The organism is Stutzerimonas stutzeri, assembly GCF_002890895.1.
Classification (GTDB): Bacteria; Pseudomonadota; Gammaproteobacteria; order Pseudomonadales; family Pseudomonadaceae; genus Stutzerimonas; species Stutzerimonas stutzeri_AB.
Map to the genome: position 1 here is coordinate 197,969 of NZ_POUL01000004.1, position 19,215 is coordinate 217,183.

General features: G+C 57.7%; 15 protein-coding genes. 13 read left to right on the top strand and 2 right to left on the bottom strand.

Annotated elements, in window-relative coordinates:
* The first annotated feature begins 26 nt into the window (after nucleotides 1-26).
* The gene (locus CXK96_RS09300) at nucleotides 27-470 is read left to right on the top strand and encodes an Hsp20 family protein (RefSeq protein ID WP_102836183.1); all 444 of its coding nucleotides are present in this window, start codon (nucleotides 27-29) and stop codon (nucleotides 468-470) included.
* A 97-nt stretch (nucleotides 471-567) separates the two neighbouring features.
* Here CXK96_RS09300 and CXK96_RS09305 read toward each other — a convergent pair whose 3' ends face one another.
* Nucleotides 568-3,462, bottom strand: a complete 2,895-nt coding sequence (locus CXK96_RS09305; RefSeq protein WP_102836184.1) for a sensor domain-containing protein — start codon at nucleotides 3,460-3,462, stop codon at nucleotides 568-570.
* Between the two features lie 121 nt (nucleotides 3,463-3,583).
* Entirely contained in the window at nucleotides 3,584-4,450 is an 867-nt protein-coding gene (locus CXK96_RS09310) for a LysR family transcriptional regulator (protein ID WP_102836185.1), read from the bottom strand.
* Nucleotides 4,451-4,603: 153 nt separating this feature from the next.
* Here CXK96_RS09310 and leuC point away from each other — a divergent pair, with 153 nt between their 5' ends.
* The 12 genes from leuC to purF all read left to right on the top strand — a co-directional run bounded on the left by leuC (nucleotide 4,604) and on the right by purF (nucleotide 19,202).
* Nucleotides 4,604-6,031 (top strand): 3-isopropylmalate dehydratase large subunit, encoded by a 1,428-nt coding sequence (gene leuC / locus CXK96_RS09315; protein ID WP_102836186.1) that lies wholly within the window; start codon nucleotides 4,604-4,606, stop codon nucleotides 6,029-6,031.
* 10 nt (nucleotides 6,032-6,041) lie between these two features.
* Nucleotides 6,042-6,689, top strand: coding sequence for a 3-isopropylmalate dehydratase small subunit (leuD, locus tag CXK96_RS09320; protein ID WP_102836187.1), 648 nt, complete (start codon nucleotides 6,042-6,044; stop codon nucleotides 6,687-6,689).
* A 63-nt stretch (nucleotides 6,690-6,752) separates the two neighbouring features.
* Entirely contained in the window at nucleotides 6,753-7,835 is a 1,083-nt protein-coding gene (gene leuB / locus CXK96_RS09325; RefSeq protein WP_102836188.1) for a 3-isopropylmalate dehydrogenase, read from the top strand.
* A gap of 186 nt (nucleotides 7,836-8,021) precedes the next feature.
* Nucleotides 8,022-9,134, top strand: a complete 1,113-nt coding sequence (gene asd / locus CXK96_RS09330) for an aspartate-semialdehyde dehydrogenase (RefSeq protein WP_102836189.1) — start codon at nucleotides 8,022-8,024, stop codon at nucleotides 9,132-9,134.
* Between the two features lie 457 nt (nucleotides 9,135-9,591).
* The gene (locus CXK96_RS09335) at nucleotides 9,592-12,336 is read left to right on the top strand and encodes a FimV/HubP family polar landmark protein (RefSeq protein ID WP_102836190.1); all 2,745 of its coding nucleotides are present in this window, start codon (nucleotides 9,592-9,594) and stop codon (nucleotides 12,334-12,336) included.
* Between the two features lie 2 nt (nucleotides 12,337-12,338).
* Nucleotides 12,339-13,205, top strand: coding sequence for a tRNA pseudouridine(38-40) synthase TruA (truA, locus tag CXK96_RS09340; RefSeq protein WP_102836191.1), 867 nt, complete (start codon nucleotides 12,339-12,341; stop codon nucleotides 13,203-13,205).
* Nucleotides 13,206-13,328: 123 nt separating this feature from the next.
* Nucleotides 13,329-13,952 (top strand): phosphoribosylanthranilate isomerase, encoded by a 624-nt coding sequence (locus CXK96_RS09345; RefSeq protein WP_102836192.1) that lies wholly within the window; start codon nucleotides 13,329-13,331, stop codon nucleotides 13,950-13,952.
* Nucleotides 13,953-14,176: 224 nt separating this feature from the next.
* Nucleotides 14,177-15,070 (top strand): acetyl-CoA carboxylase, carboxyltransferase subunit beta, encoded by an 894-nt coding sequence (gene accD / locus CXK96_RS09350; RefSeq protein ID WP_102836193.1) that lies wholly within the window; start codon nucleotides 14,177-14,179, stop codon nucleotides 15,068-15,070.
* A complete protein-coding gene (gene folC / locus CXK96_RS09355) occupies nucleotides 15,067-16,371 on the top strand; it encodes a bifunctional tetrahydrofolate synthase/dihydrofolate synthase (protein ID WP_102836194.1) in 1,305 nt (434 codons plus the stop codon). Before accD ends, folC begins: the two co-directional genes overlap by 4 nt.
* Complete coding sequence (locus CXK96_RS09360; protein ID WP_102836195.1) at nucleotides 16,355-16,984, top strand: SPOR domain-containing protein; 630 nt, start codon at nucleotides 16,355-16,357, stop codon at nucleotides 16,982-16,984. The genes folC and CXK96_RS09360 overlap by 17 nt, the downstream gene beginning before the upstream one ends.
* Nucleotides 16,985-17,099: 115 nt before the next feature.
* Complete coding sequence (locus tag CXK96_RS09365; protein WP_102836196.1) at nucleotides 17,100-17,612, top strand: CvpA family protein; 513 nt, start codon at nucleotides 17,100-17,102, stop codon at nucleotides 17,610-17,612.
* 84 nt (nucleotides 17,613-17,696) lie between these two features.
* Nucleotides 17,697-19,202, top strand: coding sequence for an amidophosphoribosyltransferase (gene purF / locus CXK96_RS09370; RefSeq protein WP_102836197.1), 1,506 nt, complete (start codon nucleotides 17,697-17,699; stop codon nucleotides 19,200-19,202).
* Nucleotides 19,203-19,215: the final 13 nt, after the last annotated feature.

Genomic DNA, 19,215 nt, shown 5'->3' on the forward strand with positions numbered 1-19,215 from the left:
CTCGCTGAATTTCAGGAGAAAGCAACATGACTAATTTTTCGATGGCTCCACTGTTTCGTCAGTCCATTGGTTTTGATCGTTTCAACGATCTGTTCGAGTCCGCCCTGCGCAATGACGCAAACGGCTCGTTTCCGCCCTACAACGTGGAAAAGCACGGTGATGACGAGTACCGCATTATCGTAGCAGCCGCTGGGTTTCAAGAGTCCGACCTTGATCTGCAGGTCGAGCGAGGCGTGCTGACGGTAAGTGGCGGCAAGCGTGAAAACGGTGGCGAAAACGTTACCTATCTGCATCAGGGCATCGCCCAGCGCGCATTCAAGCTCTCGTTCCGCCTTGCTGACCACATAGAGGTGAGAGGCGCAGCGCTGAATAATGGGCTGCTCAGCATTGAGCTCGAGCGTGTTGTGCCGGAAGAGGCTAAACCCAAGCGCATTCCAATCAACGGTGAACGTTTGGCGTTAGAGAGCTGATCGGGCAGCCCGCGCATATGTGATAGGCCTGTAACCTGAGGGAACCCCGCCTGCGGAAACGCTCGGCGGGGTTTTTCTTTTGCAGGAAAAGGCTCATTCAGCTAGCTAAATGGGCTTTTAGCAATTTTCCGAAATCCGCCAGCGGAAGCGGGCGGCTGAACAGATAGCCCTGATACAGGTGGCAGCCCTGCGCTTGGAGCAGGTCGAGCTGTGCCTGCTTTTCGACACCCTCGGCAATCACTTCCAGCCCGAGGCTTCGCGCCATGGCGACAATGGCGCGAATGATCTCGGCGTCGTTTGGGTCGTCCAGCGCATCGCGGACGAACGACTGGTCAATCTTGAGGACATCTACCGGTAGTCGCTTCAGGTAAGTGAGCGACGAATAACCAGTACCAAAATCGTCCATGGCGAAGCTCACGCCCTGCCGGCAGAGCCGGCGCATTTTAGCGATGGTGTCTTCCAGGTTCTGAATCACAATGCCTTCGGTAATTTCCAGCTTGATCATCCTATGCGGGAGCTCGGCGGCTTTGAGCGCCTCGAGAATCCGTTCGACGAATTCGCTTTGGCGGAACTGGCGCGGGCTGATGTTCACACAAAGGCTGAAGCTGTCCGAACGTACGAGCCCGCTTGTCAATAGCGAGGCGGCAATACGACAGGCATCCTTGATGACCCAATTGCCGACATCCACGATCAGGCCGCTTTCTTCAAGCACGTCGATGAACTGAGCTGGAGATCGCACGCCATCCTCGGGATGATGCCAGCGCAATAGAACCTCGGCGCCAATCACCCTGGCGGAGCGCGCATCTACCTGCGGTTGAAGGTGCAATTCGAACTCGTTGCGCTGTAGCGCCAGGCGCAGCTCGCTTTCAAGTTGCAGGCGCGCGCTGGCGGCTTGCTGCATGGTCGTGCGGAAGAGCTGGATTGCATTGCGTCCGGCATCCTTGGCGCGATAAAGGGCGATGTCGGCTCGCTTCAATAGATCGGCGGGTGTCTCGCCGTGATCCGGCATCAGGGCGATGCCGATACTGGGTGTTACCTGCAACCTGTTGCCTTCGAACACCATGGGCTGCGCGAGAAGGGTGCGAAGTTTTTCGGCAACCTGGCGAACATGGCGGGTCACTTCCGAGCGCTTGCCGGTCAAGCCGGTCAGCAGCACAACGAATTCGTCACCTCCCAGGCGGGCAACGGTGTCCTCCTGGCGGATGCTGGCCTCAAGGCGAGCAGTGATCATCTTCAAGACTGCATCGCCGACGGGGTGACCGAGCGAGTCATTGATGTGCTTGAAGTGGTCGAGGTCGAGAAACAACAACGCACCGCGAAGGTTGTGTCTTTTGTGCAGCGCCGTCTGCTGGGTCAGGCGATCCATCAGCAAGGTACGGTTGGGCAGATTGGTCAGCGGGTCGTGATAGGCCAGGTGATGGATCTGCGCGTGAGCCGCCTTGAGCTGGCTGATGTCGCGCGCGGATAACAGCAGGCAATCGGTGTTGTTCAGCTCGATTGGCTCTACCGACACCTCAATCTGCTTGAGACGACCGTGACGGTCCTGGCCGACCATCTCCCAGTTCGTCACCCGGCCATCACGTTCGAGCCGTTCGAGGATTTCTTGGCGTTGCGTGCTGGGCCAGACGCCCAGTTCGGAAGAGGTCCTGCCGATAGCTTCTTCCGGACGGTAACCAGAGAGGCGGTGAAAGCCTTCGTTGACTTCGATGAATCTTCCAGTGCTGCGCTCGCTGATGATGATGGCGTCAGGGCTCGAATGGAACGCCTTGGCGAATTTGACCTCGCTGGCCTTCAGTGCTGCTTCGGCCTGTTGTCGTTTGGTAATGTCACGAAAAGTGGTGACGATGCACAGGCGGCGGTCGACACGGATGAACCTGCTGGAAACCACGCAGGTGACGATTTGCCCTGAGCGGGTGCGGAACTGTGCCTCGGCGTTCTCCAGCCGCTGATCACGCATCAGCTGCTCAAACAGTGATTTTCGCTGCCGCTCGTCTCGCCAGATGCCCACTTCAGGGGCAGAACGCCCGACGATGTCGGTACTGTTCCAACCAAACACGACGCTGAAGCTCGGGTTTATCTCCATGAAAACCCCGTCGCGGATGCGGGACAGGGAGATCGGGTCCGGACTGCCTTGAAACAAGGCCGAGAACTTCGCTTCCGAGGCTGCCAAATGTTGCTCGCGCAGGACCCTTTCGGTGGCGTCGATGATGATCCCCGCCATGCGCAACGGCGCGCCATGCTCGTCTCGGTAGAGTTTGGCGGTACTTTCAAGATGCCGAATTGTGCCGTCTGAATGGATCGCCTGATACGTGGCCTGATAGGTTTGCCGGCGTCCGGCGAGTAAATCGCTGTATGCCGTGCGCATCGTCTTGCGGTCATTGGCAGCAACGCTGCGGAAAAACTCGCGAAACGAGCCATCGAATGGGCCTTCTATCAGGCCTTGCAGTTCGGACGCTCTGGGAGAGGCATATAGGCGGTCGCTTGGTATGTGCCATTCCCAGTTGCCCAGTTCTGCGGAGGCCAATGCCAACTCAAGGCGCTCTTGGCTGTCTTCCAGCGCCTGCGCCTGAGTGTGCTGGTCGGTGATGTCGCGGATGACCCCAACCAGAATCGTGTTGCCATCGTCACTGATCTGCCGCTGGCCATCGATCTCCAGCCACCGCACGCTAGCGTCAGGCCAGCAAACCCGGTGCCGGAAACTGAAGCGCGTTTCTGAGCCGGCAAGCACCGAACATGCAGCGGCTTCGATATGCGGACGATCCTCAGCAACGATCAGACCTAGATACTGATCTGGAGATAGCTCTACCAGCGGGGAGTCCAGGCCGAACAGTTTTCCAGTGCCGAGCGACCAGTGCATGGTGCCGCGTTGGACATCCCAGGACCACAGGCCGAGTCCCGCCCCGTCGAGCACGGATAGCAGGCGAGCCACGTCTTGCCATGGTTTGGGTGCTGCGCTTGGTGAGGACTCTGGCTTCGCGTCAGGCGGCAACATGGGCGACCTCGGAGGGCTGGGTCTGCTGAAGGTGTCGATGGCAGGCGATGCTCATGGTTCTCTTTGATTTTGTAGTTGTGATCCGAACTTATCCGTAGCTGATGGCAAAGTGCAAGTGCGCTTAGTCGGCGTCCAGCAAAGACATGAAGGCCTTGGCTGCGTTAGACAGGGTGCGCTCGGTATGCGTGATATATCCGAGCTGCCTTGCCAGTTGGTCGCCCGGCATGGGCAAGCGCACCACCTGATCATCAAGCATGGTGCGTGGAAGCACGCTCCAGGCGATCCCGATGGACACCATCATCTTGATCGTTTCCATGTAGTTGGTGCTCATCGTGATATTGGGCGTCAGCCCCTCGCGCTCGAATAACCGCTGGGCAATGTGGTGGGTGAAGGTATTCCCGCCTGGAAACACGGCCGGATAGCCGGCGACATCAGCCAGGGTTATTTCGCCCATACGCGCCAGGGGGTGCTCGGGCGCAACCACAAAATCCAACGGATCTTCCCACACCTTGACCGCACGAATAGGCGCTGCGGTTTGCGGCGCCAGGGTGATCACCGCCAGCTCGGCGCGCCCATGCAGGACTTCATCGTAAGCCACCTCAGAGTCGAGGAAGCGGATATCCAGATTCACGTTCGGGTATGCGCGAGTGAAGCGCCTCAGCAAGGGGGGGAGGCGATGCAGGCCGATGTGATGGCTCGTGGCCAGGGTCAGTCGCCCGCTGACGTCGCCGTTGAGGTTGGTCAGGGCGCGGCGGGTGTCGTCCAGGACATTGAGGATCTGATACGCGCGAGGAAGCAACGCTCTGCCGGCTTCGGTCAGGCCGATCTCGCGGCCTAGCCGATCGAATAACCGCACGTTCAGCTGTGACTCCAATGAAGCCAGGCGTTTGCTTACCGCCGGCTGAGTCAGGTGGAGGCGTTCGGCGGCCTGGGAGAAGCTGCCCATCTCGGCGACCGCTATGAAAGCGTTGAGGTTGGCAAGGTCCATGTCCGGCTCCAGTGGTTTGCTTGGCTTCGCTTTAGTATTCCACAGCGGAATGGTTGTGATGAAAAATATGAATTTGAGTAATCCGTGGTAGGTCCGTAGCATGACCTCATAAGCAAAAGGGCTATTGCCCAACGCACTGATGAGGAAAGTCCGATGGCTGGCAAAACGCTCTACGACAAGCTCTGGGAAATGCACGAGGTCAAGCGCCGTGATGATGGCTCGTCACTGATATATATCGATCGTCATATCCTGCACGAAGTGACCTCGCCCCAGGCGTTCGAAGGGCTTCGCCTGGCAGCGCGCAAGCCATGGCGCATCGATGCCAATATCGCCACCCCGGATCACAACGTGCCGACTACCAAGGGCGAGCGTCAGGGTGGCTTGGAAGCCATTGCAGACGAGGTTTCCCGCATCCAGGTGCAAACGCTGGACGAGAACTGCGATGACTTCGGCATCCTCGAATTCAAGATGAACGATATTCGTCAGGGCATCGTTCATGTCATCGGCCCGGAGCAGGGCGCAACCCTGCCAGGCATGACCGTGGTCTGCGGCGACTCGCACACCTCGACGCACGGCGCATTCGCTGCGCTGGCCCATGGCATCGGCACTTCGGAAGTCGAGCATGTGCTTGCAACGCAGTGCTTGGTCGCTAAAAAGATGAAGAACATGCAGGTGCGCGTTGAAGGCAAGCTGCCCTTCGGCGTGACCGCCAAAGACATCGTGTTGGCGGTCATCGGGAAGATTGGCACCGCGGGTGGCAATGGTCATGCGCTCGAATTTGCCGGCAGTGCCATCCGCGACTTGTCGATGGAAGGACGCATGACGATCTGCAACATGTCCATCGAGGCGGGTGCCCGTGTGGGCATGGTGGCTGCAGACGAGAAGACCATCGCCTATGTCGAAGGCCGTCCTTTCGCACCCAAGGGCGCCGACTGGGAGCAGGCTGTCGAGGTCTGGAAGACACTTGTTTCGGATGAGGATGCGGTTTTCGACACGGTCGTTGAGTTGAAGGCAGAAGACATCAAGCCGCAGGTCAGTTGGGGTACGTCACCTGAGATGGTCCTGGCTGTTGATCAAAGCGTGCCTGATCCGGCGGTTGAAGCTGACCCGGTCAAGCGTGACTCCATAACCCGTGCGCTGAAATACATGGGGCTGCAGGCCAATCAACGGATCACCGACATCCAACTTGATCGCGTCTTTATCGGCTCCTGCACCAACTCGCGGATCGAAGACCTGCGCGCTGCCGCGGAAGTGGCCAAGGGGCGTAAGGTTGCCTCAACGGTGAAGCAGGCGATGGTGGTGCCGGGTTCGGGACTGGTCAAGCAACAGGCCGAGGCCGAGGGGCTGGACAAGATTTTTGTAGAGGCAGGCTTTGAGTGGCGTGAGCCCGGTTGTTCGATGTGTCTGGCAATGAACCCCGACAAACTGGGCAGTGGCGAGCATTGCGCGTCAACGTCCAACCGCAACTTCGAAGGCCGCCAGGGTGCCGGTGGCAGAACGCATCTGGTCAGTCCGGCAATGGCTGCTGCGGCTGCGGTGACTGGTCGCTTCGTTGACGTTCGTGAATTGATGCAGGCCTGAGGAGACCACCATGAGAGCATTCACCCAGCATACCGGTCTCGTCGCGCCGCTCGATCGCGCCAATGTCGACACCGATCAGATCATCCCCAAGCAATTTCTCAAGTCGATCAAGCGTACTGGCTTTGGTCAGAACCTGTTCGACGAGTGGCGCTATCTGAACGTCGGGCAGCCTAATCAGGACTGCTCGCATCGTCCGGTGAATCAGGAGTTCGTGCTGAACTTTCCGCGCTATCAGGGCGCCAGCGTTTTGCTTGCCCGGGAAAACTTCGGCTGCGGCTCCTCGCGTGAGCACGCGCCTTGGGCATTGGAAGAGTACGGTTTTCGCACGATTATCGCGCCGAGCTTTGCCGATATCTTCTACAACAACAGCTTCAAGAACGGCTTGTTGCCAATCGTGTTGAAAGAAGAAGAAGTCGACGAGTTATTCGAACAGGCCGAGGCTGCAGAGGGCTATCAACTCACCGTGGACTTGGCTGCTCAAACGGTCACCCGTCCGGACGGTGTGCAGTACAGCTTCGAAGTCGATGCGTTTCGCAAGCATTGCCTGCTGAATGGCTTGGACGACATCGGCCTGACTTTACAGGATGCTGAGGCCATCAAGGCGTTCGAAGCAGGTCATCAAAAGAGCCAGCCCTGGTTGTTCGGCGCGATCAAATAAAACAAGAAGTTGGGAGCCAGGGTGGTTTGCATGCAGCTTTCAGCTTTAGAAGGAAATCTTTAAATGTCTAAACAAATTCTGGTTCTTCCTGGCGACGGCATCGGTCCTGAAATCATGGCCGAAGCGGTCAAGGTGCTAAAACTGGCTAACGACAAGTTTCAGCTCGACCTGGAGCTGAGCTACGACGAGTTGGGTGGCGCGGCGGTTGATAAGTACGGCGTGCCATTGGCTGACGAGACGCTCGAGCGTGCTCGTGCTGCGGACGCAATCCTGCTGGGTGCCGTTGGCGGGCCGAAGTGGGACGCAATAGACCCTGCTATCCGGCCTGAGCGTGGCCTGTTGAAGATTCGCTCGCAGCTGGGGTTGTTCGGCAATCTGCGTCCGGCTTTGCTGTACCCACAACTGGCGGCCGCGTCCAGCCTGAAGCCGGAGATCGTGGCCGGCCTGGATATCCTGATCGTTCGCGAGCTGACTGGGGGCATCTATTTCGGACAACCACGCGAGAGCAAGGTGCTGGAAAATGGCGAGCGTATGGCCTTCGATACGCTGCCCTACAGCGAGAGCGAAATCCGCCGGATCGCCGAGGTCGGTTTTGACATGGCTCGGGTGCGCAACAGGAAACTCTGCTCGGTGGACAAGGCCAACGTACTGGCATCCAGTCAGCTATGGCGCGCAGTGGTGGAGGAGGTCAGTAAGGACTATCCGGACGTTGAACTCAGCCATATGTATGTCGATAACGCCGCAATGCAGCTGGTGCGCGCACCGAAGCAGTTCGATGTAATCGTCACCGACAACATGTTTGGCGACATCCTGTCGGATGAAGCTTCCATGCTGACAGGTTCAATCGGCATGCTGCCGTCCGCTTCTCTCGATTCGAATAACAAAGGTATGTTCGAGCCTTGTCACGGTTCGGCACCGGACATTGCAGGCAAGGGTATCGCCAATCCGCTGGCGACGATCCTCTCGGTGTCGATGATGCTGCGCTACAGCTTCAACCAGGTCGCTGCAGCAGATGCGATCGAGCAGGCGGTTAGCAACGTACTCGATCAGGGCCTGCGTACGGGTGATATCTGGTCTGAGGGTTGTGAAAAGGCGAATACCCGGGCGATGGGTGATGCGGTAGTCGCGGCGCTCGCGAAGTTGTAATCTCTCTGGTCCCATTTGCACCAGCCGTTGATAGAGCTTGTGGGCGACGGCTAGGCGGAAACGCCGAGGAGTGCGAGGCGTGGTGTCAGACGTAAATGGACAGCGCGCCCGCGCTTTCGAACCCGAAAGCGTATTTCTTAGTCGACGGCCCGTCATGCGGGTCACACATATATAGGTGTAGTTGCGATGAAACGTGTAGGTCTGATCGGTTGGCGCGGTATGGTTGGCTCCGTGCTTATGCAGCGGATGCTGGAGGAGCGGGATTTCGACCTGATCGAGCCGGTATTCTTTACTACTTCCAACGTCGGCGGTCAGGGCCCCTCGATTGGCAAGGATATAGCGCCGCTCAAGGACGCCTACAGCATCGATGAATTGAAATCCCTCGATGTAATTCTTACCTGCCAAGGTGGTGACTACACCAGCGAGGTTTTCCCCAAACTGCGGGAAGCGGGCTGGAAAGGCTACTGGATCGATGCAGCCTCGACGCTGCGTATGCACGACGATGCCGTTATCGTGCTCGATCCGGTCAACCGCAAGGTCATCGATCATCAACTGGACGCGGGCACCCTCAATTACATCGGCGGCAACTGCACGGTCAGCTTGATGCTGATGGGTCTGGGTGGCCTGTTCGAGCATGGGTTGGTCGACTGGATGAGCGCAATGACTTATCAGGCTGCGTCCGGTGCTGGCGCGCAGAATATGCGCGAACTCATCAAGCAGATGGGCAGTATCAACGCATCGGTTGCCAATGAACTGGCTGATCCGGCCAGCGCCATCCTAGACATCGATCGCAAGGTCGCCGAATGCCAACGCTCGGAAGCGTTCCCAGTAGACAATTTCGGCGTTCCACTGGCGGGCAGCTTGATTCCTTACATCGACAAAGAGCTGCCGAACGGCCAGAGCCGTGAAGAATGGAAGGCGCAGGCGGAGACCAACAAAATTCTAGGGCGTTTCAAGAGTCCGATTCCGGTCGACGGTATCTGTGTACGTGTCGGCGCGATGCGTTGCCACAGCCAGGCATTGACCATCAAGCTGAACAAAGATGTGCCCATTTCGGATATCGAAGGCATGATCAGCCAGCACAACCCCTGGGTGAAGCTCGTTGCGAATCATCGAGACGCGAGTATGCAGGAACTGAGTCCGACATCAGTGACTGGCACATTGAGTGTTCCGGTCGGTCGGCTGCGCAAGCTGAACATGGGGTCGCATTACCTTGGGGCATTCACTGTGGGCGATCAGCTGCTGTGGGGTGCTGCAGAGCCTTTGCGGCGCATGCTGCGTATCCTTCTCGAGCGATAAGTCACGAAGGAGCCAAATCTGAAGCGCCTCGGGAAACCGCGGCGCTTTTTTTGCGCCATGACAAAGCGAATTACCGCTCTCGATCAGCTTAAGTCTATGCGTCATGTATATGGGGTTGCTTCCACCACAGCGAAGCGCCCGAAGGCACGCAAGGGAAGCGGCATCTGAGATGTTGTGCCGGTGATTAATCCTGCCGCTCGCTTTTGCACGCCGGGCTAATTTGTGGATTGGGTCTGATAACACGCGAAAAGGCGTGACGGGCAGCGCCAGCTGGTCTGGTGAGTTGTTGATAAAACCCTATCTGTAAAAGATACTTGCTGGAAGTTCGAAGAATTAGTCTAGCTAAAAACGCTGTTTAGGCTTATCGCTGACGGGGGACCGCCACCTGGCGGGCGCAGGCAGTGACTATAAGACCCTCTCGAAGATCCGAGAAAAGTTAAAAACAAGGATTTACACAATGGTTCGGGTTCGCAATCTGGTGCTGGCAATCGCGGCTGCTACCGCGCTGACTTCCGAAATGGCTTATGCGCTGGGCTTGGGCGAGGTCACGCTGAAGTCTGCGCTGAATCAACCGCTGGTAGCCGAAATCGAACTGCTGGATGCCAAAACGCTAGCGCCCGGTGAAGTTGTGCCGGTTCTGGCATCCGCTGAAGATTTCAATCGAGCAGGTGTTGATCGCCAGTATTTCCTGACTGACCTGACCTTCACTCCGGTTTTACGCCCAGACGGCAAAAGCGTAATTCGCGTGTCTTCGACCAAACCGGTTCGCGAACCCTATCTGAATTTCCTTATCGAAGTGCTCTGGCCAAGCGGTCGTCTCCTGCGTGAGTACACGTTGCTCCTGGATCCGCCACTGTATTCGCCCGAGATTGCGGCTTCAGTCGCGCCGCAACTGCCGGTTGCCGCTCCGGTTTCCCGGCCAGCCGCTGCTCCGCAAGTCGCGTCCCGACCTGCCTCTTCGTCTTCCACGACTCCTGCGTCGCAGGGTGGCGAATATAAAGTTACCCCTAACGACACGCTTTGGGAGATAGCAGAGCGGGCCCGTCTGGGTGGTACCGTCCATCAAACCATGTTGGCCATTCAGGATATTAATCCGGACGCGTTCATTGGCAACAACATCAATCGAATGAAGAACGGCCAAGTGCTTCGCTTGCCCAGCGCCGAGCAGATTGGCCGCCGGTCGCAAGCAGAGGCGATTCAGGAGGTTGCCCAGCAAAACGCGAGTTGGCGACAGGCTGCGGGCCCTGGGGCGCCGGCTGCTCGTCAGCTCGACGCAACCCAGCGCGGCTCAGCCGATGCTGCACCTTCGCGTAGCGAGCAAGGCGATAACCTCCGCCTGGTTGCGCCAGAGGCGGGTAAGTCTACCGTTGGCAGCGATGGCGGGGACGGCGCTGACGCTGCAGCGTTGCGCGACAAGCTGGCTGTCAGTGAAGAAAGTCTTGATTCCAGTCGTCGAGAAAATCTCGACCTGAAGGATCGTCTAAATGATCTGCAGGGGCAGTTGGATAAGCTGCAACGACTGATGCAGCTAAAAGACGACCAGCTCGCCAAGTTGCAGGCGCAGCTGGCGTCCGGGGCAGAGGCAGGTCTTGACGTGGCTGCTTCGCCGTCTCCCTCGGTCGATGAAGCCGACAACAGCGCTACGCCTGTGACGCAAGCGGCCGAGGTTGTCCCTGAAGTTGCTACTGAGGCCAATCCTGCTCCGACCGCCGCGCCTCAGCCGCCCCAGAATGAGAAGTCAGAAGCTCCTGAGCCGGATGTTCAGGCGCCTGCTGCTCCCGCGGCACCGGTTTCTGCTCCGCAAGAACCGCAGGCCGACGGCTATGTTGATGAATTGATGGGTAGTCCCGTTCTACTCGGTGTTCTGGGTGGCAGCGCGTTGTTGCTCCTGCTGGTTGGATTAATGGTGCTGTCTCGTCGCAACGCGATGAGAGAGGCTGAGTTGCAAGAAAGCCTTCTGGCCGACAATTCGACTGATAGCTTTTATGTTGCGCAGCATGAGCTCAATTCGTCCGATACTGAATCTGCTGACCTAGGTGCCTCTCACGATGCTGATCAGGTTTCTGCTGACTCGCTGGCAGGTACCGGCAGCGATCCCCTGGCTGAGGCAGACATCTATATTGCCTACGGTCGTTTTAATCAGGCAGCCGAGCTGCTTCAGAATGCGCTGAATGACGAGCCACAACGTAGCGACCTGCGCCTAAAGCTCATGGAGGTCTATGCTGAGCTTGGCGATCGAGAAGGGTTTGCCCGCCAGGAAGCAGAGCTACGGGAAATAGGTGGTTCGTCTGCGGAGATCGAGCAAACTAAGGCTAGGTATCCAGCAATGGCGGCCGCAGGTTTTGGCGCGGTGGCTGCGTCTGTCTCCGCGAGCGACGACCTCGACAGTTTCAGTCTGGACAATCTTGAGTTGGAAGAGCCTGCCCCCTTGGCGGGGCAACAGGCGGATGACGATTTTGATCTGAGCCTTGACGATCTCGAACTGGAAGATGACCTGACGGACCTCTCCGTTACGCCTGTCGGCGGGTCCGCTGTGGAGCGGGATGACGTCAACTTCGACGAGATGGGCCTGGATGCCGCAGCACAGGACAAAGCTGCAGATGACTTTTCGTTTGATCTAGACGAGCCGGCAACATCCAGCAATGTCTCCCTGGATGATGAGCTGGCTGGCTTCTCCCTCGATCTAGATGAGCCATCTTCCAGTTCGACGCCTGACGATGATTTGATGCTGGGTCTTGCAGACGAGACAAAGCCGGCCTCGAGTGAGTCAGTGGATGAGTTTGACTTTGGACTTGCTGCCCCCGAGCAGCCTGCGGACATGCCGGACGAGTTCGATCTGTCGCTGGACGACGAGCCTGTTGCAGAGCCTGCGCCGGAGACACTCTCCTCTGAGCTGGAGGTGGTCGAGGCGGAGCTAGAAGATCTGTCACGCGATTTCAATGATCCGCTTGATCAGGCTCCAGCAATGACGACTGGTGCGGCTGAGCCGGCTGAGCCGGTTGCGTCGACACCTGAGGCGCTTGATGACGATTTCGATTTCTTTGCCGATACTGATGAGACCACCACCAAACTTGACCTAGCGCGTGCCTACATCGACATGGGTGATGCGGAGGGAGCCCGCGATATTCTGGACGAAGTAATGAGCGAAGGAAGTGACAACCAGCAGCAAGAGGCGCGAGAGATGCTCGCCAAACTAGCCTGACTATGATTGAAGCAGTACTCCCAGCGGCAGCCGATACGGCTGCCGCTGACGTTTTCAGAATTGCCCTCGGCGTCGAGTACAAAGGTGCGCGTTATAGGGGTTTCCAACGACAGCGTGACGGCGTACCGTCTATTCAGCTTTCGTTGGAAAACGCCTTGAGTAAGGTTGCTGGCGGTCACCCGGTGACGTTGAGCTGCGCTGGGCGTACCGATGCGCTCGTTCACGCGTGCGCCCAGGTCGTGCATTTCGATACGCCAGTGAAGCGGTCCATGCACGCTTGGGTCATGGGTACAAACCAGAACCTGCCCAGTGATATAAGCGTGACCTGGGCCAAGGAGATGCCGAACAGCTTCGATGCGCGTTTCAGCGCCATGGCTCGTCGTTACCGATACGTTATCTATAACGACCACATACGACCTGCCCATCTGGCCGAAGAGGTAACCTGGAATCACCGCCCTCTAGACATCGCTCGCATGCGTGAGGCAGCTACAGCCTTCGTTGGAACTCATGACTTCAGTGCCTTCCGTGCTCGCCAATGTCAGGCAAAATCGCCGATCAAAACAATTCATCACCTTGAGTTACTCGAACATGGCAGGCTTATCGTCATCGATGTTCGGGCCAATGCCTTTCTGCACCATATGGTGCGTAACTTTGCCGGCGTTCTAATGACAATTGGTGCCGGCGAACGGCCTGTGGCATGGGCTCGGGAGGTACTGGAGTCGCGGGTGAGGCGTACTGGTGGAGTGACGGCCCATCCGTACGGGTTGTATCTCGTTCAAGTGGATTATCCAGAGCAGTTCCAGTTACCAGAACGCTTTTTGGGGCCACACTTCCTGTCAGGGCTGCCGGATGTTCGCCCGTTCCAGTGATGAAGCAATAGGCCGCATTCAATCGGGCTTGGCGATGCAGGGTGTTAGCGGGTTGGGTGATGCAGGTTGCAGCCTCTGGTGCTTTTGTTACCATCCGGGGTCTTCTCTTGCAGGTGCCCGCCGTTGCCTATCGTTCGTAGCAAGATCTGTGGAATCACCCGCGTCGAGGATGCGCTTGTTGCGGCTGAAGCCGGGGCGGACGCAATCGGTTTGGTGTTCTACCCCAAGAGTCCGCGCGCAGTGAGTGTGCAGCAGGCTTGGAGTATTGTTGCTGCTCTGCCACCCTTCGTCACAACAGTCGGCTTGTTCGTCAATGCATCGCGTAGCGAGATCAGCGCAACGCTCGATGCCGTACCGTTGGATATGCTTCAGTTTCACGGTGATGAAAGCCCCGCCGACTGCGACGGTTTCTGTCGACCCTGGTACAAGGCACTCCGCGTCCAGACGGGCGAGGACGTTCAGCGGCAGGCTGCACGCTATGCTGGTGCCAGCGCCATTCTGCTCGACACTTTTATTGCTGGCGTTCCCGGGGGGACTGGCGAGATTTTCGACTGGTCGCTCATACCCGCTGACCTCCCTAAGCCTTTGATACTTGCCGGCGGGCTGACTTGCAAGAATGTCCAGCAGGCCGTAGCTGAGGTGCGGCCGTTCGCCGTGGATGTGAGTGGGGGAGTGGAGCTTGGCAAGGGCATCAAAGATGCCGCGAGTGTGAGGGAGTTCGTTCGGTTGGTAAGGGCGTCGATGTGACGAACGGAGGTTGCTTGCCGTCCAGTTACCATTCGCTGGATTGTCCAGGCCCATCAATGATGAGCTGCCATTGGTGGGGTTAGGGGCAATTGTCAGTGGCAGCGTTTTGTGAATAGTGCCTACGCGACGCAGTGACTCCGGTTGGACACTGGTCGCAAACGTGAATTTTGCCGGTGCGTGCAGTCGCTACGCGCGGGACTGACAAACTGTGGAGAACAAAAAGCATGAGCAACTGGCTGGTAGATAAGCTGATCCCCTCGATCATGCGCTCGGAAACGCAGAAAAGTTCAGTACCCGAGGGGCTTTGGCATAAATGCCCGTCCTGTGAGGCGGTTCTCTATCGCCCGGAGCTGGAAAAAACCCTGGATGTTTGTCCGAAGTGCCAGCACCACATGCGGATCGACGCGCGCACTCGATTGGATATATTCCTCGATAAGGAAGGCCGTGAAGAGATCGCTGCAGGCCTCGAGCCAGTCGACCGACTGAAATTCCGGGATAGTAAGAAATATAAGGACCGGCTCTCCGCTGCGCAGAAGCAAACCGGGGAAAAAGATGCCCTGATCGCGATGACTGGGACCTTGATGCATATGCCGGTTGTAGCCTGTGCGTTCGAGTTTTCGTTCATGGGCGGTTCTATGGGGGCTATCGTTGGGGAGCGTTTTGTGCAGGCTGCGAACGCCGCGCTTGAGCAACGGTGCCCTCTGGTCTGCTTTGCAGCGTCCGGCGGTGCTCGGATGCAAGAGGCGCTGATTTCGCTGATGCAGATGGCCAAGACATCTGCTGTCCTGGCACGTATGCGCGAGGAGGGGTTGCCCTTCATCTCCGTTCTTACCGACCCGGTTTATGGGGGTGTATCGGCAAGTCTCGCCATGCTGGGAGACGTCATTGTCGCAGAGCCTAAGGCGCTGATTGGTTTCGCCGGTCCGCGCGTTATCGAGCAGACCGTGCGTGAGAAACTGCCTGAAGGTTTCCAGCGCAGTGAGTTCTTGCTTGATCATGGTGCGATCGATTTGATAGTCCCTCGTTCCGAGTTGCGCGCTCGTCTATCGCGTCTGTTGGCTCAGCTTCAGCAGTTGCCTACTCCCGGCGAACCCGCGTTGGTCACGGCTGACGCATGACCGGGCGCAGCCTGGGAGGCTGGCTCGAGTATCTTGAGCAGCTGCATCCTGTTGCTATTGATATGGGCCTTGAGCGGTGCCGCGAAGTCGCCGCAAGGCTAGGACTGACACGTCCGGCTCGCCAGGTCGTCACCGTAACCGGTACCAATGGCAAGGGATCCACGTGCGCCTTCATTGCGCGAATGCTGGCAGGGCAGGGTAAGACGGTGGGTGTTTACAGCTCACCGCATCTGTTGCGCTACAACGAACGGGTTCGTGTCAACGATGCCGATGCGACAGACGAGGCCTTATGCGAAGCATTCGAGGCAGTGGAGCAAGCGAGAGGCTCTGTTTCCCTCACCTATTTCGAAATGGGTACGTTGGCTGCTTTTTGGCTCTTTGAGCGCGAAGCACTTGATGCAGTGGTCCTTGAAGTCGGGCTAGGCGGGCGTCTCGATGCAGTTAACCTAGTCGATGCGGACGTGGCGGTGGTTACCAATATCGGTTTGGATCATGCCGAATGGCTTGGGACTACCCGCGAAAGCGTGGCCTTTGAAAAAGCCGGGATATTTCGCCCTACAAAGCCCGCTGTATGTGGCGACTTTGATCCGCCAGAATCCTTGTTGGAAAGCGCGTCCCGTTCCGCTGTGCCTCTATTGGTCCGAGGGCGCGATTTCGATTTGAGCAAGGAGGCGGGCCGTTGGCATTGGCGTGGCAAAACCGCCGATGGACGTAGTCTGGAGCTGCTAGATCTACCGATGCTCTCCCTGCCACTGGATAACGCTGCGTTAGCGTTGCAGGCCTTTGCATTGCTTGAATCGTCATGGCAGCCGGAGCAGCTCGTCGAGGCATTGCAAGGCACTCGCGTTACCGGTCGCCTGGATCAGCGCACTGTCTGCTGGCGCGGTGTTGAGCTGACGATCATGCTTGATGTTGGGCATAACCCGCACGCTGCTGACTATTTGGCAGGTCAACTGCTTCAAAAATCGGCGTCCGGTCGCCGCCTTGCCGTCTTCGGCCTTTTGGCTGACAAGGATCTTTTGGGTGTCATCGATGCGCTGAAGACCGTTTTCGACTCCTGGGCGGTGGCGCCCTTGGGAACCCCTCGGTCGCGAACGGCAGACGAGTTGAGATCGGCATTGATGGAGCGAGGCGAGGCCGTCACTATCTGCTCTGGAATACCCGAGGCGCTCCAGCAGCAGTGTGAGCAGGCGCGCGAGGGTGACGAGATAGTAGTGTTTGGATCATTTTACTGTGTGGCTGAGGCGCTGGCTTGGCTAGATCAGCTCGCATCGAGCGGAGGGCATGCTCTTGGTAGATAGAAGATTGTTGCAGCGGATTGTCGGCGCGTTGGTGCTTGTTGCGCTGGCCGTAATATTCGTACCGATGCTTTTCAATCGAGATGATGGCGACCAGCAGATCGCTGTTGATGCTCCGGCAATGCCAGAGACACCTGCTGCGCCGATTATTGAGACCCAGCCTGTAGAGGTCCCTGAGCCAGCGGTCGAAGCCATCCCTCACGATTACGAGATTATCGAAGAAGACTCTGTCGCCGAATCCAATATTCCCGCTAATCCGATCGACCCAGTTCCAGCGGACGCACAGCCTGCTCCGGAAGCTCCCGAGCCGGCAGTCACCGCAGCCCCGCCGCTCATGCCGGAAAATGCGGAAGAGCAGCGGCTGGATACTGCCAACCTGCCGGTTAGTTGGTCGGTGCAGCTGGCCAGCCTTTCCAGTCGCGAGAACGCCGAGAAGTTGCAGAAAACTCTGCGGTCTCAAGGTTATAACGCCTATATACGCACTGCGGACGGGATGAATCGAGTATTCGTGGGGCCGTTGGTGGAGCGGGCGGAGGCCAATCGCTTGCGTGATCAATTGCAACGACAGCATAAACTTGACGGATTCGTAGTACGTTTCAAACCAGAGCAACGCTGATTTTGATAGTGCTCCACCCCTTTTAAACGCCAGTCGGGAGGGCGCCTCCACGGTGCTTACTCCCAGGCGGGCGCTCTGCTAAAATACGCCGCCTTTCTCCTTTGCAGGAAACCCTGTGGCATTCACCTGGGTCGATTGGGCGTTTATCGCCGTTGTGGTTATTTCCAGCTTGATCAGTTTGAAACGAGGCTTCGTTAAGGAGGCGCTTTCACTGCTCACCTGGATCATCGCCGGGGTTGTTGCCTGGATGTTTGGTGGCGCGCTTTCGCACTACCTCGCGGAGTTCATCAGCACACCTTCCTTTCAGGTCATTGCGGCGTGCGTAATTCTGTTCGTCCTGACCTTGTTAGTCGGGGCACTGGTCAACTTCCTCATCGGAGAACTGGTGCGGGTTACTGGCCTTTCCGGTACTGATCGTTTCCTTGGCATGGTATTCGGCGCCGCCCGAGGGGGGCTGTTGGTCGTGGTATTGGTTGGCCTGCTCAGCCTCGCCCCTGTCCAGCAAGATCCCTGGTGGCGAGAGTCGACACTGTTACCGCATTTTCTGTTGGTTGCTGACTGGTCGAAGAACCTGATTCTCGGGTTTGGAAGTCAGTGGGTGGCCGGTTCGCTCGATGCTTCAAGCTGAGGCGAGCACTCATTAGAAGGACGTGCCAAGGCTCAAGCCTGTGCTATGTCCGGATCAGCCTGTAACAACTGAGAGGTTCCTTGCATGTGTGGCATTGTCGGCATTGTCGGTAAGTCGAACGTCAACCAGGCGTTGTATGACGCGCTTACCGTACTGCAACATCGTGGGCAGGACGCCGCCGGAATCGTGACCAGTGATAGCGGCAAGCTGTTTCTGCGCAAGGACAACGGGCTGGTACGGGACGTCTTCCAGCAGCGTCACATGCAGCGGCTGGTAGGCAACATGGGTATCGGTCATGTGCGTTATCCCACGGCGGGCAGCTCGAGCTCGGCAGAGGCGCAGCCATTTTATGTGAACTCCCCTTATGGCATCACGCTGGCGCACAACGGCAACCTGACCAACGTCGACCAGTTGACCAAGGAAATTTACGAGTCCGACCTGCGGCATGTGAACACCAACTCAGACTCGGAAGTGCTGCTCAATGTTTTCGCCCATGAGCTGGCAGTGCGGGGCAAGTTGCAGCCCACCGAGGAGGATGTCTTTGCCGCCGTTGCGAAGGTGCATGAACGTTGTGTGGGCGGCTATGCCGTGGTGGCCATGGTCACCGGCTATGGCATCGTTGGTTTCCGCGATCCGCATGCAATTCGCCCAATCGTGTTCGGCCAGCGTCACACCGATCAAGGTGTGGAGTACATGATCGCGTCTGAGAGCGTCGCGCTTGATGTACTGGGCTTTTCGCTGATTCGCGATCTTGCCCCAGGCGAAGCCGTCTACATCACGGCTGATGGCAAGTTGCACACTCGTCAGTGTGCGCCTAACCCGCACTACGCCCCCTGCATTTTCGAACATGTCTATCTGGCGCGTTCGGATTCGCTGATGGATGGCGTGTCGGTATACAAGGCGCGCCTGCGCATGGGTGAGAAACTGGCTGACAAGATCCTCCGGGAGCGTCCCGAACACGACATCGACGTGGTCATCCCGATTCCCGACACCAGCCGCACGGCTGCATTGGAACTGGCGAACCGGCTTGGCGTGAAGTTTCGCGAAGGATTCGTTAAAAATCGTTATATCGGTCGGACCTTCATCATGCCCGGTCAGGCCGCGCGCAAGAAGTCGGTACGGCAGAAGCTCAATGCCATCGATCTCGAGTTTCGCGGCAAAAATGTGATGCTTGTGGATGACTCCATTGTCCGCGGTACGACATGCAAGCAAATCATCCAGATGGCTCGCGAAGCCGGGGCTAAAAACGTCTATTTCTGTTCTGCAGCGCCAGCCGTTCGATATCCGAACGTTTATGGCATCGACATGCCCAGTGCACACGAGCTCATCGCGCACAATCGCAGCACCGAAGAGGTCGCCGAACTTATTGGTGCCGACTGGCTCGTCTATCAGGACCTACAAGACCTGATCGAGGCTGTTGGCGGCGGTAAGGTAAAGATTGAGAACTTCGATTGCGCAGTGTTTGACGGTAAGTACGTGACCGGCGATATCGATGACGTCTATCTGTACAAGATCGAGCAGGCCCGCAATGACCTGAGCAAAAGCAAGGGCGTCGCCGGCAGCGCCATTATCGACCTGTATAACAACTGATCGACCCGGCGGC

Excerpts from the sequence above, each read along its gene's own strand:
- CXK96_RS09310 (WP_102836185.1), bottom strand. The coding sequence starts at position 4,450 with ATGGACCTTGCCAACCTCAACGCTTTCATAGCGGTCGCCGAGATGGGC.
- leuD (WP_102836187.1), top strand. The coding sequence starts at position 6,042 with ATGAGAGCATTCACCCAGCATACCGGTCTCGTCGCGCCGCTCGATCGC.
- leuB (WP_102836188.1), top strand. The coding sequence starts at position 6,753 with ATGTCTAAACAAATTCTGGTTCTTCCTGGCGACGGCATCGGTCCTGAA.
- accD (WP_102836193.1), top strand. The coding sequence starts at position 14,177 with ATGAGCAACTGGCTGGTAGATAAGCTGATCCCCTCGATCATGCGCTCG.
- CXK96_RS09360 (WP_102836195.1), top strand. The coding sequence starts at position 16,355 with ATGCTCTTGGTAGATAGAAGATTGTTGCAGCGGATTGTCGGCGCGTTG.
- truA (WP_102836191.1), top strand. The coding sequence starts at position 12,339 with ATGATTGAAGCAGTACTCCCAGCGGCAGCCGATACGGCTGCCGCTGAC.
- folC (WP_102836194.1), top strand. The coding sequence starts at position 15,067 with ATGACCGGGCGCAGCCTGGGAGGCTGGCTCGAGTATCTTGAGCAGCTG.
- purF (WP_102836197.1), top strand. The coding sequence starts at position 17,697 with ATGTGTGGCATTGTCGGCATTGTCGGTAAGTCGAACGTCAACCAGGCG.
- CXK96_RS09300 (WP_102836183.1), top strand. The coding sequence starts at position 27 with ATGACTAATTTTTCGATGGCTCCACTGTTTCGTCAGTCCATTGGTTTT.
- asd (WP_102836189.1), top strand. The coding sequence starts at position 8,022 with ATGAAACGTGTAGGTCTGATCGGTTGGCGCGGTATGGTTGGCTCCGTG.
- CXK96_RS09335 (WP_102836190.1), top strand. The coding sequence starts at position 9,592 with ATGGTTCGGGTTCGCAATCTGGTGCTGGCAATCGCGGCTGCTACCGCG.
- leuC (WP_102836186.1), top strand. The coding sequence starts at position 4,604 with ATGGCTGGCAAAACGCTCTACGACAAGCTCTGGGAAATGCACGAGGTC.
- CXK96_RS09305 (WP_102836184.1), bottom strand. The coding sequence starts at position 3,462 with ATGTTGCCGCCTGACGCGAAGCCAGAGTCCTCACCAAGCGCAGCACCC.